Raw genomic sequence first — 13302 nt, forward strand, 5'->3', positions numbered from 1 at the left:
CGCAGACAGTTGCAAACCGTGACAAACGCCCAAAAGAAAAACACTCCTTTAAGAGTGTTTAACTAATGACCATCCGATCTACTAAGGCATCCGGTATCGTTACTTTCTGTTCTCCGCGCTTCTTCTGATAAGCCCTATAGTGATGAAGCAATTCCCCTTTTTCAGTCACATCCAATTCGAGCAAATGCCCATCCGACCGTTCAAGTATTCGGATGAATACCTCTCCTTCTTGAAGCGTATAGTGATTAAAACGAACGTGTAAATGGCTGGTTTCTTTCTTTTGCACTCCTGGCAACTCTTTAAAGATACTACTAAAACGCTGCTGGGGCACAACATGCTTTCCCTTTCCAGAAGCCTTTGTGACACTGACTAACTGTTCTGCTTTACTCATTACTTTTTCTACAATTTTATTCATAATATTCCTCCATTTATTTGATTTCTGGGAGGTTTCGTACTTCACTCATCATTTCTGCACCACACAACGGGCATGCCGGGGTGTCAGAGAAAGAATAGTCTGCCCGCATCCATCCTGCACAATCTCCACTCGAACAAGACCAGACGTCAGTATCTACTTCTGGTATTGGTTCTTGCTGCTGTTTTGAGAAAAAAGCCATTTTAACCGCTCCTTTTCTATTTGGTTACCATTAGTATTTCCAAAAAAACCAAAAACATGTAACCCGACATCCCGGGCGACCAATCCCAAGTTTTGTTATAATGGGGTAAATAGAGGAGGTAATAAGATGGAGCTCTTCGAACAGCCGCTTCCTGACTTCCTGGAAGAATACCTTCACTCGCTCGAACGTAAGGGGCGCAGGAATTCAACGATTCGGCGTTACCGCTATGACCTTGTCGATTTTTCAATGTGGTTGCGCACATTTCACCAATCAATCGATTTCACAAGCTTTAGCCAGTTGACGCCCAGTCAGCTCCAGGAATACATTCGCTTCCTGCATATTGAGCGTCACTATTCCGAGCGCACACTCAAGCGCATTATGACTGTCCTAAATCAAGTATATCGTTATTATATGTCGTTGAATCGAACAAAGAACAATCCAATGAAAGAAGTTGTACTTCCAACCACTGGTGATTCCGGGTACGTTGATACTGACTTTCTCCTTGAGGAAGAATGTGAGCAGCTTTTGAAAACGGTCGTCTCTTTAGACGACTTAACTGAAAACCAGCTAAGAGCAAGGGATCTTCTGATCGATCGTAACCTTATCATTGCTCATCTGTTTATGTCGTATGGCCTAACGCTACAAGAATTATGCGGGCTTTCCATGAAAGACGTTTCTTTCGAACAAAATGAACTTATCGCTAAATCCGCTTATGGAATTAGGACGGTTCTCCTTGAGCCGGATCACAAGAAAATTCTATTTTCTTATTATAAAACAGTACCTGCACCTGTAAGACCACGATTAAATAGTGATGACCCTCTTTTCGTTGCATTCGACTTCCAGCGCCAGACGTACCGCTGGAGTTATGAGGTGGATCGCCCAAAACGATTATCGGAAATCGCTGTTCAAAAAATGATCCGTCTCGAAGTACAGCGCGCCGGCTTACGTAAAGGTATATCAGCGCAGCATATGAGACGAACATGTGTAATAAAAGCGATTAAAAACGATCGATCGATTGATCAACTTCGTACTCAATTTGGTATGAAATCAGACTTAACGTTGAAACGATACTTTGATTACACCGAAAAACAGGCTTTTACTTCGTAATTGACATTTTAAGAAAATGAAAAAGCCCCTCGTCCTGCTTCAGTCAGAACGGGGGACTAATGTTTTACTTGTCAGATTCGAAATTTATTTCAACTGATCGCTGTGGAGCGAAAGTAGAAATCGCGTGTTTGTAAATCAACTGCTGTTTACCATCGGACTCAAGGATAATCGTGAAATTATCAAATCCTTTAATCGTCCCTTTAAGCTGGAATCCATTTAACAGATAGACCGTTACAAAAACGGTTTCTTTCCTCAATTGATTTAAAAATTGATCCTGGATGTTAATTTGCTGCTTCATTGTCAGTCCTCCTCTTTTTCTCTAAAGGCATTCAATAACTATATTTCTAGTTTTCTGCTAACTTTCCTGCAACAACCTGTAAGATTTTTTGGATTTTTTCTGCACGATCAGTTGTCATGTCAAACCAATCGATCTCCATTTGATGGCGAAACCAGGTTAATTGACGTTTGGCATACCTTCTGGAGTTCAGTTTCAACTCGTTCACAGCATCCTCAAACGAAACACGGTTTTCGATTAAGCGATAGATTTCTTTATAGCCGATCGCCTGAACGGATTGGCATTCCTGTACACCCGCTGCATACAAACGCTGCGCTTCCTCAAGCAAGCCGTCCTCCATCATCAGATCGACCCTTTTGTTAATCCTGTTGTAAAGTGCCTCACGATCCATTGTAAGACCGATGTTTACGAGATTGTAAGGTGAGTGCTCAGGAAGGGCGTCTTTCGAAGCTGACAAAGGTTCCCCTGTCACATAGTACACTTCTAACGCTCGAATTACTCTTCTCACATTATTTGGATGGATGACATGGTAACTTTTTGGATCGATGGTTTCAAGTCGATGATGAAACTGAACAGGACCTTCTTCTTCTGCGATCTCCTCGAGCTTCTGACGATACTCAGGATCTTCCTTCGCTTCTGAGAAAGCATATTGATGCGTGACTGACTTCACATAGAGGCCAGTGCCACCTGCAATAATCGGCACTTTACCTCTTCTATTGATATCAGTAATGAGGTCAGTGGCTAACGTTTGAAATTCAGCTGCTGAAAATCTTTCCATCGGATCTTTGATGTTGATGAGATAGTGAGGAATCCCCTCCATCTCATCTCCGGTTACCTTTGCAGTCCCGATATCCATGCCTCGATAAATTTGCATTGAGTCACCGCTAATAATCTCACCATTTAGCGCTTTCGCAAGCTCAATACTCGTCTTTGTTTTTCCTACTGCGGTTGGACCGAGAACAGTGACAAGTTTCTGTGTCGGTTCTTTCATCATTTCACTCACGTACTTTCCTTCAATCTTTTCTCATTTTGCTCGTTACATGACCCTCTTAAACATTTTCTCCATCTCATAAGTGGAATAGTGGATAATAATCGGTCTTCCATGCGGGCATGTGTAAGGATCAATCGACTTTCGCAGAGTTTCAAGAAGTGTAAACACTTCATCATCGCGCAAATGACGATTGGCTTTAATCGATTTTTTACATGACATCATAATCGCAGCTTCTTCACGAAGTTTCTTAACGTCAATTGTGCGGCTATCAACTACTTCCTGAATCAGTTCCTCGATCGTTGTCTGTTCAGCCCCTTTTGGGAACCATACAGGATGAGCGCTAACCATGTAGCTATTGCGCCCAAATGATTCAAGAAACACCCCAACCTTCGCGAGATCCTCGATCCGATTATCAATGATTGCCGATTCTGACGTATTGTATTCTAGTGTAAATGGAACCAACAGTTCCTGCACTTCAGGATCAACTTCACCTACTTTTTCTCGGTAAAATTCATATTTAATTCGCTCCTGTGCAGCATGCTGATCAATGATATAAAGCCCATTCTCGTTTTGTGCGAGAATATACGTGCCATGCATCTGACCGATAGGATAAAGAGGCGGAATCCGCATCTCATCCTCTTTCGTTTCCTTCACATAGTCCATTGCCATCTCAAGCTCATCTCTCTGCTTCCGATCGGGAACAGCCGGTTCATACTGCTCTGTTTTCAACTCTTCCTTCACACTAAATGGTTCCTCCGTGAAAGTCTTGTTAAACGACGGCATATGACCGTGATCCGAGGCTGGATCAGGTTTCACACGAATTGGTTCCTGTACGCTCTCTTCCTTTTTCACTGCGTGCTGAAAACGGAAAGAAGATTGCTCGCTTCCAGGTTCTTTTTGCTTCAGCAAGCTTTGTTCAGGAATAAGTTCAATTTTCTTAAATATCCCCTTGATCGCATTCTCGATAGCAAGCGCAAGATCCTGTTCTTTACTAATGCGGGCTTCAAGCTTAGAAGGGTGGACGTTTACATCAATAAGCGTCGGATTCATTCTAATATGCAGCACGACAATCGGATAGCGGCCAATTGGTAACAGCGTATGGTAGCCCTGCTGAATCCCCTTCGTAAGCGTGTAGTTTTTGATATAACGCCCATTTATGACTAATGAAATGTATTGTCGAGACGCACGGGTTAACTCCGGCTTTGCTACATATCCTGTCACATTAAAATCAATTGTTTCTGTGCTTAATGGAAGCATTTTTCTCGCTGTGTTATAGCCGTAAATTGCTGCAATCACCTGGAGAAGATCACCATTCCCGGTTGTAGAAAGCAGCTTTTTCCCATTATGGTAAAAACGAAACGCGATGTCTGGATGCGCCATCGCCTGCCGGTTGATGACGTCCGCAACATTTGCCAGTTCCGTATGGACCGTTTTCATATGCTTTAAACGCGCCGGGGTGTTATAGAAAAGTCCGGTTATTGTCATTTCAGTCCCTCTACGACTATCCGTTGCTTTAAATTCGGCGACTTTCCCCGCTTCAATTCTTACGTAAGTTCCTGCCGCTTCCCCTGTTGACGTTTTAAGCTCCAGATGGGAAACAGCGGCGATACTTGGAAGGGCTTCACCACGAAACCCGAGCGTTTCAATCTGAAACAGGTCCCGTTCATTTCTAATCTTACTCGTCGCATGACGGAAGAAAGCGAGCTTGCAGTCTTCCTCATCCATTCCTGTCCCATTATCAACAATGCGAATGCTGGAAAGACCGCCTTCATCTATTTCAACCGTAATTTCACTGCTCTCTGCATCAATCGCATTCTCGACCAGTTCCTTTACGACTGAGGCCGGCCGTTCAACCACTTCACCGGCGGCTATTTTATTCGAAAGCTGATCATCAAGTTGTACGATCTTTCCCATTTGTTTCACCTGTCTTTCTTCCTATTTTAGCTGTTTTTTAAGCTCATAAAGCGTATTAATGGCGTCCATAGGCGTCATTTCCATAATATCGACCAATTTCAGGCGATCTAAAATCGCTTTTTCAACAGGGGTTCTGGACGGCTTACTTGCCTTTCCTTCATCAAAAAAAGCAAGCTGTGCTTCATCCTGCTCCACAACTTTTTCTGGTTTTGTTTCAGCTTTCCTTGCCGGTTCAGCTTGGGCAGCTGGCTCAGGTTCAGCCTCTAACTCTGTCAGAATCGCTTCCGCACGCTTAATGAGCGCATCTGGTAGATTCGCAAGCTGTGCCACATGGATCCCATAGCTTTTATCCGCTGAACCATCATGAACACGGTGAAGAAAGACAACCCTGCCCTGCTCTTCAACGGCTTTTACGTGAACGTTCTTTACTCTCGTAAGCTCTTCTTCTAGAGTTGTCAGCTCATGGTAATGTGTCGAGAATAGCGTTTTCGCTCTTACTTCAGTATGCAAGTATTCAATAATCGACTGCGCTAGCGCCATTCCATCATACGTCGATGTGCCACGACCAATTTCATCAAGCAGAATTAAGCTATCCTGCGTTGCCCGCGTAATTGCATAGTTCGCTTCAAGCATTTCAACCATAAACGTGCTCTGTCCTGCCGCTAGATCGTCTGCTGCACCAATTCTCGTAAAAATTTGATCAAATACGGGCAATACAGCTGACTCAGCTGGCACGAAACACCCAATTTGTCCGAGGATGGAAATCAGCGCAAGCTGTCTCATATATGTGCTTTTCCCACTCATATTCGGTCCAGTGATTAAGAGAATTTCCCGATCGCGATCCATCATCACATCATTCGCAACATATTCTCTTCCTTTTAGCATCTTTTCAACGACAGGGTGACGCCCGCCTTCTACGGCCACTTTTCGTTCTTTTGAAAAGAGTGGCTTTGTGAAACGGTTCTCTTCACTTACAACCGCAAATGATTGAAGAACGTCAAGCTCACTGATTTTCTTCGCAAGCTGCTGAAGCTCTGGGATATATGCTTTTACTTCTTCACGTAAATTTGCAAACAAATTATATTCCAGATCCACAATTTTTTCTTCCGCTTCAAGGATAAGCGTTTCTTTTTCCTTTAGCTCCGGAGTAATAAAACGTTCCGCATTCGAAAGCGTTTGTTTTCGTTCATATCGTCCTTCAGGTAAATGAGGAAGATTTGATCGTGTTACTTCGATATAGTAGCCAAACACCTTGTTGTAACCGATTTTAAGTGACTTAATCCCAGTACGCTCGCGCTCTTGCATTTGCAAGGCAGCAATCCAATCCTTCCCATTTCGGCTCGCATCCCGGTATTTATCAAGATCAGCATGATACCCGTCTCGCATCATTTGCCCTTCCTTCACAGAAAGAGGTGGGTTATCTTCAATTGCTTCCTGTAATAACTCAACAAGATCCTGGCATGGGAGGATTTCTTCGCCAAGTTCCTTTGCGTATGGATTATCAAGCGAAAGAACCGCCTGTTTAATCTCTGGAATCTTCTCAAGTGATTTGCGAAGCTGTACAAGATCCCTTGCATTTAGATTGCCGAACGCAACTTTACCTGCAAGACGTTCTAGGTCATACACACCTTGAAGCTGTTCCCGGATGGTTTCCCGTTCAAAAAATTGCTTCATGAGCGTTTCAACAAGTTCCTGTCGCTTCTCAATTTCTCGCTGCTGTAGCAGGGGACGCTCCACCCACTGCTTTAGCAATCTACCGCCCATTGCAGTAACAGAACTATCGAGGAACCAGACGAGAGAACCTGTCCGCTTTTTATCACGAATCGTTTCAACGAGCTCAAGATTACGTTTTGAATTCACATCAAGCTTCATATATTGAGACACATGATAATGTCTTAAAGGCTGAAGATGGTCCATTGACCGCTTCTGCGTCCGGATCAAATAGTGAAGGAGTCGGCCAAATACGCTTATAAGCTTTGGCTGATCGATATGATTGCTGAGCTGTTTGACCGATTCTGGAATCGATGCATTATCCTCAATTGATACCGTTACCGTCATTCGCTCCTGAATCGCTTCTGATAAGGCCTCACTATCACTCGCAAGAATCACTTCACGTGGAGCAAGGTTTGAAAGCTCACCAATCACCTCGTGGTGGTCCCCAGCTAAAATCGTCGCCATCGTTTCACCGGTCGTTAAATCATTGGCTGCAAGCGCAAATGTGTCATCGTCAAATGAAGAAATGGCAACAATATAGTTGTTCTCTTTTTCTTTAATCAAATGATCCGACATCACCGTACCCGGCGTAATCAGCTGTACCACTTCTCGTCTCACAACGCCTTTTGCCTGCTTCGGATCTTCCGTTTGCTCACAAATCGCAATCTTATACCCTTTTGTTACGAGCTGAGATATATAATTTTCAGCAGAATGGTACGGTACTCCGCACATTGGAATGCGCCCTTCCCCGCCACCATCTCTGCTAGTTAATGTAATTTCCAATTCCTTCGAAGCGCGCATCGCGTCCTCAAAGAACATTTCATAAAAATCGCCTAAACGAAAAAATAAAAAGGCATCCTGATACTCTGCCTTAATTCTAAGATATTGTTCCATCATAGGGGTATATCGAGCCATGATAATTTTCCACCAATCTACAATTCTATTCAGGTAATAGTATAGCATATTTAAAAAGCGGAAGTGGCCGTTTAGACCCGACCGGTACTGGAATCTTCCAAATTGAACACGCTCTTTGTGGTCAGATTGGAAGGTGAAGTGCCGGAGGGGCTGGCCACTGCAGCTAGATCAGAAAAGCGGAGGGGGCCCGGTAAAATCCGCAGGAAGTTGGAACCCGTTAAGGTGAAACACTTTTTGTGTAATTCAAAATAAAAACCAGGAAGAAGGTTTTCTTCTTCCTGGCGCAGCTATTCTTCAAGATCACCAATTAAAAAGTTCGGATCAAGATCTTCAAATTCTTCATCATCTACATCATAATCCCAGTCTTCATCATCTTCACAACCATCTGGATTTACATATACACAAATCTTTGTTTCTCCGATGACTTCTACGAGAAATTCTCTCTCAACTTGAACGATAATCTTATTACCATTCGGAGCAATTGTCGCCTCAAGGCAGTTCGGCTCTTGAATTGCTTTCGCTACAACCTCATCAGCCACACAGTCTTTATCCTTGTAGCGAAGAGGAATTTCTTCATGGTATTTTTCTGTTTCTGTTACTACTTCTGTTTTTGTGTTATGGCTGTATGAATACCAGATATTAATGTCATAAGAGCCTTCTACGATGACACAGTCATGATGCTTCTTCGCCTTGAACTCATTGTTAATAATCCAGCAACCGAGTATACTTGAAGGTCTGTGTGTTGGTGTTACTGTATTTGTATCCTGTGAAAATTTACGCCCTTTTCCGCATACAGCTTTGGCGAATATCTCTCTGTAATTGTAATCCTCTGACATCGATCATACCTCCTCTTCCAATCTTCATTCTCATCCTATGCATGACAGATGACTAGTGTGCCTTTTTTTTTCCCCACCCTTAAGTGGAAGTAAAACACCCATACAGATGGAAGTTTCACTTTTGCAAGGCTGTTCCACTATCAGTCTATGACCTTAATGTCCAATGCTTTACAACCTTTTGAAATTTTCTTTAAAAAAAAGTACGGTGAATGAAATTTATTTTAGCTTTTAAATAAAAAAAGCCGGGATCATCTCCCGACTTTAAGCTTACTTACATCCAGGTCCCTGTTGGGTTGATCCTGTTGTACCTTCAAGGACGTTCCCACCAGTTGACTCAATGATTTCATCTGTTACTGTGTTTGAAATTGTGTTCGCTACAAGTTGAAGTAGATCGTTCACATCTGACTGTGAACGTTTGAATTCCTGCACGACAGGAATTTCATCTAGCTGTTGCATCAAGTTATCAATGCGTTCGTCTTTTTCTTTTAACGCTTCATGTTTGTTATAGTGTTGAAGATTAACGGCTTCTTTCTGTTCAAGCTTTATGCGAGCAATTAGACTCTGTACTTTTTTGTTGCCGTTAATTTTTTCTTCGGCACGCTTGAAGAAATCAACCTCTTCTGTTTCAGAAACAAGCTTTGCCAGATCTTTTGCTTTTGCAATAACTTCTAATCTCGTTATCATTATACATTCACCTCTGCCGTATTTTCGATATATTCTCCATCAAGGGACCACGTTTTCGCTTTCGTGATCTTCACTTGAACCAATTGACCAACTAATGATTTTGGCGCCCTGAAATTGACGACCTTGTTTTTGCGTGTATAACCTGCAAGCACGTCCGGGTTTTTCTTACTTTCCCCTTCAACGAGCACTTCTACGATTTCACCTTCAAAAACGGCATTGTTTTTTGCTGCCATTTCATTCACAAGAGCATTCAAACGCTGAAGACGCTCTTTTTTCACTTCCATCGGAACGTTATCTTGCATTTTAGCAGCAGGTGTACCGTCACGCTGAGAGTAGATAAACGTGTATGCACTATCGAACTCTACTTCTTTCACAAGCTGAATCGTTTCCTCGAATTGCTCATCGGTTTCATTTGGAAAACCAACAATAATATCCGTAGTAAACGTTGCTTCAGGCATCACTTTTTTAATCTTGTCTACTAGTTCAAGATACGTCTCACGCGTGTAGCGGCGGTTCATAAGTTTTAGAACCTCATTGCTTCCGCTCTGGACCGGTAGATGAATGTGATCAACTAGGTTCCCACCCTGACCGAGCACTTCGACAAGGCGATCATCAAAATCACGCGGATGACTTGTCGTAAAGCGAACCCTCGGAATATCAATTTTATGAATCTCATTCATTAAGTCGCCAAGACCGTAATTCATATCCTCTAAATCTTTCCCGTAGGCGTTTACATTCTGTCCTAGAAGCGTTACTTCTTTATAGCCCTTCGCAGCCAGGTGACGCACTTCCTGAATGATATCATCTGGTCTGCGGCTTCGTTCCTTTCCTCGGGTATAAGGGACGATGCAATATGTACAGAACTTGTCGCATCCGTACATAATATTAACCCAGGCTTTGATTTCACCTTTTCTTGTTCTAGGAAGATTTTCAATGATATCGCCTTCTTTAGACCAGACTTCCATCACCATTTCTTTTCCGAACACAGCCTGCTCCATTAATTCGGGGAGGCGATGAATATTATGAGTGCCAAAGATCAAGTCAACGAATTGGTGCTTTTGCATGATGCGATTGACCACAGATTCTTCCTGTGACATACACCCGCATACTCCGATGATCAGATTAGGATTTTCCATTTTCAAAGGTTTCAAGTGACCGAGTTCGCCAAACACTTTGTTTTCCGCGTTCTCACGAATTGCACACGTGTTTAGAAGAACAACATCTGCCTCTTCCACCTGCGTTGTTGCTTCATAACCCATTTCCTCAAAAATACCGGCCATCACTTCTGTATCGTGTTCATTCATTTGGCAGCCATATGTTCGAATCAGGAATTTTTTATCTTTCCCAAGATGTTTAATGTTCTCAGGGATCTCAAAATCATAATGAACATTCACATTTTCTTTACCACGTCGTTTGGCATCCTTTAAATTGGGTGCCTGATACGTTGTTTGAAAATATTTCGCAAAATCTTCCGTCGTTTTCTCTGTTTTCTTTACGTTCAATTGCGAATCTAACCGCTGCTGTTCGTTCATGTCGTTCGACTCCTTTCCAATTAAAGGATGACCCTGCTATGAAAAAGAGCATGATGCTCCTAAACTTAGAAAAACATGGCTTTTAACCTTATAAAAGAAAGCCTTCGTTTTATCCGTTATCCTTCAAGGTTAATTAGAATTTTGTAACAAATGGACATTCCTTTATTATAAGGGGTTCATAACATTTAAGCAATGAATGTTAGAAAAGCGCAAGCGTCCGTTTAGGCCCGACAAGCGCTGGAGCCTTACAAGTTGAACATGCTTTTTGTGTCAAACTCTTTTCTATTTCCACGCAAAAAGGAGAGAAGGATTGCTCCTCCTCTCTCATCACTTAAAGTATGCCAAGTTCCTTTGCGGACTTTTCAAATGCATCCAGTGCTTCTTGGAGTTCTTCTCTGGAATGTTGAGCTGTAACGATTGTTCTCACGCGAGCCTTCCCTTTCGCAACCGTCGGGAATGCGATTCCTTGAGCAAAGACACCATTCTCAAACAGCTTATCTGAAAATTTATGCGTCATTGCTTCGTCACCGATAATAACAGGTGTAACTGGCGTTTCGCTAATGCCTGTATTAAAGCCAAGTTTTTCCAAACCTGCTTTAAAGAATTTGGTGTTGTTCCATAACTTTTCAATCAACTCAGGCTCTTCCACGAGAACATCAATCGCTGCAGAGCAAGCTGCTGTTACTGCCGGTGGATGTGATGTACTAAATAGGAATGGGCGGCCTTTATGAATTAAGTAGTCACGAAGTGTTTTCGTGCTTGCAATATAGCCACCGAGTACGCCAATCGCTTTACTTAAAGTACCAACTTGGATATGGACACGACCATTCAGTCCGAAATGATCAACTGTTCCGCGACCGTTTTCACCAAGTACCCCACTTGCATGGGCATCATCAACCATTACGAGTGCATCATACTTTTCACAAAGCTCAACAATTTCTGTAAGTGGCGCAATGTTACCGTCCATCGAAAAGACACCGTCTGTTACAACAAGGCGTGTCCGATAATCCTGAGTCTCTTGAAGCGCTTTTTCAAGATCTTCCATATCCGTATGCTTATAAATGCGGCGACCAGCTTTCGTAAGTCGAATGCCATCAATGATCGATGCATGGTTTAATTCATCGGAAATCACGACATCTTCTTTTGTTAAGATCGCTGAGAGAACGGCCTGGTTTGTAGCAAACCCGGATTGAAGCACAAGTGCTGCTTCAGTGTGCTTGAACTTCGCAAGCTTTTCTTCAAACTGTTCATGCATCGATAAAGTACCTGCGATTGTACGAACAGAACCTGTCCCCGCTCCGTACTTTTCGACAGCATCAATCGCTGCCTCTTTCATTTTCGGGTGGTCCGTAAGTCCAAGATAGTTATTCGATGAAAGTTGAATCACATTTTTACCTTTAATCGTTACACGTGATCCTTGTGCTGATTCAAGTGGAATCAGGTTACGAAATACGCCTTCCTCCTGCATCTGATCGAGCTCTTCCTGGAGATATTCAAAACCTTTCATTGATTGGCCTCCTCTTTTATGTAAAGGCTCAGAGCCTTATGGATGTAACACTACCTTACCACATTTACCTTCAATCATTAATTCGAAGCCTTTTTCAAAGTCTTCAAGCGGGAAATGATGCGTGATTATTGGCTCAACATCGACCTGTCCTGACTGCAATAGACCGGATACTTGACGCCATGTTTCAAACATTTTTCTTCCAGTAATCCCTTGCACGGTAATGCCTTTAAAAACAATGTCATTTGTAACGTCAATTTCAACAGGACGCACTGGTAAACTAAGAATAGAAACGCGTCCACCGTTTGTAACCATTTTAAAGCCCTGGTTCATCGCGATCGGATGACCTGACATTTCACAAACCACGTCAACTCCGTGTCCATTTGTTAGTTCTTTGGCAACTTGAAGCGGATCTTCATTTCTTGAGTTAATCGTCGTTGTAGCGCCCATATCTTTTGCAAGATTAAGTCGATAGTCATTTAAGTCAAGCGCAATTACTTGAGACGCCCCGGCCGCTTTGGCCACACCAACTGCCATAATCCCTATTGGACCACAGCCTATAATCGCTACTGTCTTCCCAGCAACGTCCCCTGCAAGAACAGTATGCACCGCATTCCCCATTGGCTCTTGAACACTTGCAACATCAAATGATAACGATTCAGGATTTTTCCAGATATTTTGAGAAGGAAGTGCAACATACTCTGCAAAACAGCCGTCTGTGTCAACACCTATAATTTTTGTATTTTCACAAATATGAAACTTACCTGTTAAACACTGTGGACAATGGTTACATACAATATGCGTTTCGGCAGACACATGATCGCCAATTTCTAGATTCGTGACGTTCTGCCCTTTTTCTACAACAACACCCGCGAATTCATGTCCGAACACATATGGAGGATTGACGCGACTTTGTGACCACTCATCCCATGTGTAAATATGTACATCCGTCCCGCAAATGGATGTGGCCTTCACTTGAATCAATACTTCATTATCATTAATTAGTGGAATATTAACCGTTTGTAATTGAGCGCCTATTCCACGCTCGCTCTTCACAATCGCTCTCATCTTTCCTTCCACGGCGTACACCTCACTTTTCAGAAACTAGCAATAAACACTGATAACACAACCATATTATCATTTATCCCAGTTTGCGTAAAGCTGATTCATCCTCCACACACGGACACTTATAGTTTT

Annotated in this window: 12 protein-coding genes; 1 reads left to right on the forward strand and 11 read right to left on the reverse strand. The window is 42.7% G+C overall.

All coding sequences use genetic code 11. The annotated features are described in order from the left end of the window. Nucleotides 1–58: 58 nt before the first annotated feature. Nucleotides 59–415 carry a hypothetical protein gene (locus ABFG93_RS01970; RefSeq protein WP_347550301.1) on the reverse strand — a complete coding sequence of 119 codons (357 nt, stop codon included), beginning with the start codon at nucleotides 413–415 and terminating at the stop codon, nucleotides 59–61. 13 nt (nucleotides 416–428) lie between these two features. Beyond that, complete coding sequence (locus ABFG93_RS01975; protein ID WP_224600068.1) at nucleotides 429–614, reverse strand: cold-shock protein; 186 nt, start codon at nucleotides 612–614, stop codon at nucleotides 429–431. 126 nt (nucleotides 615–740) lie between these two features. On the opposite strand from ABFG93_RS01975, the gene ABFG93_RS01980 reads away from it, so the two are divergent. Continuing rightward, on the forward strand, nucleotides 741–1721 hold the full coding sequence (locus ABFG93_RS01980; RefSeq protein WP_347550302.1) for a tyrosine-type recombinase/integrase: 981 nt from the start codon (nucleotides 741–743) through the stop codon (nucleotides 1719–1721). A gap of 64 nt (nucleotides 1722–1785) precedes the next feature. On the opposite strand, the gene hfq is transcribed toward ABFG93_RS01980, so the two are convergent. The 9 genes from hfq to tdh all read right to left on the reverse strand — a co-directional run bounded on the left by hfq (nucleotide 1786) and on the right by tdh (nucleotide 13185). Further along, a complete protein-coding gene (gene hfq, locus ABFG93_RS01985) occupies nucleotides 1786–2019 on the reverse strand; it encodes an RNA chaperone Hfq (protein WP_347550303.1) in 234 nt (77 codons plus the stop codon). Nucleotides 2020–2065: 46 nt separating this feature from the next. Further along, nucleotides 2066–3010, reverse strand: a complete 945-nt coding sequence (gene miaA, locus ABFG93_RS01990; RefSeq protein ID WP_347552725.1) for a tRNA (adenosine(37)-N6)-dimethylallyltransferase MiaA — start codon at nucleotides 3008–3010, stop codon at nucleotides 2066–2068. A gap of 42 nt (nucleotides 3011–3052) precedes the next feature. After that, the gene (gene mutL, locus ABFG93_RS01995) at nucleotides 3053–4921 is read right to left on the reverse strand and encodes a DNA mismatch repair endonuclease MutL (RefSeq protein WP_347550304.1); all 1869 of its coding nucleotides are present in this window, start codon (nucleotides 4919–4921) and stop codon (nucleotides 3053–3055) included. Nucleotides 4922–4942: 21 nt separating this feature from the next. Then, nucleotides 4943–7549: a DNA mismatch repair protein MutS gene (gene mutS, locus ABFG93_RS02000; protein ID WP_347550305.1), complete on the reverse strand. Its 2607-nt coding sequence runs from the start codon at nucleotides 7547–7549 to the stop codon at nucleotides 4943–4945. A gap of 287 nt (nucleotides 7550–7836) precedes the next feature. Next, on the reverse strand, nucleotides 7837–8385 hold the full coding sequence (locus tag ABFG93_RS02005) for an outer spore coat protein CotE (RefSeq protein ID WP_347550306.1): 549 nt from the start codon (nucleotides 8383–8385) through the stop codon (nucleotides 7837–7839). A 267-nt stretch (nucleotides 8386–8652) separates the two neighbouring features. Then, nucleotides 8653–9069, reverse strand: coding sequence for a RicAFT regulatory complex protein RicA family protein (locus tag ABFG93_RS02010; protein ID WP_347550307.1), 417 nt, complete (start codon nucleotides 9067–9069; stop codon nucleotides 8653–8655). Further along, nucleotides 9069–10601, reverse strand: coding sequence for a tRNA (N6-isopentenyl adenosine(37)-C2)-methylthiotransferase MiaB (gene miaB, locus ABFG93_RS02015; RefSeq protein WP_347550308.1), 1533 nt, complete (start codon nucleotides 10599–10601; stop codon nucleotides 9069–9071). The genes ABFG93_RS02010 and miaB overlap by 1 nt, the downstream gene beginning before the upstream one ends. A 331-nt stretch (nucleotides 10602–10932) precedes the next feature. Then, complete coding sequence (locus ABFG93_RS02020) at nucleotides 10933–12108, reverse strand: glycine C-acetyltransferase (RefSeq protein ID WP_347550309.1); 1176 nt, start codon at nucleotides 12106–12108, stop codon at nucleotides 10933–10935. A gap of 36 nt (nucleotides 12109–12144) precedes the next feature. After that, nucleotides 12145–13185, reverse strand: a complete 1041-nt coding sequence (gene tdh / locus ABFG93_RS02025) for an L-threonine 3-dehydrogenase (protein ID WP_347550310.1) — start codon at nucleotides 13183–13185, stop codon at nucleotides 12145–12147. Nucleotides 13186–13302: the final 117 nt, after the last annotated feature.

Origin of the sequence: Pseudalkalibacillus hwajinpoensis (genome assembly GCF_039851965.1) — a bacterium.
Taxonomy (GTDB): domain Bacteria; phylum Bacillota; class Bacilli; order Bacillales; family Guptibacillaceae; genus Guptibacillus; species Guptibacillus hwajinpoensis_E.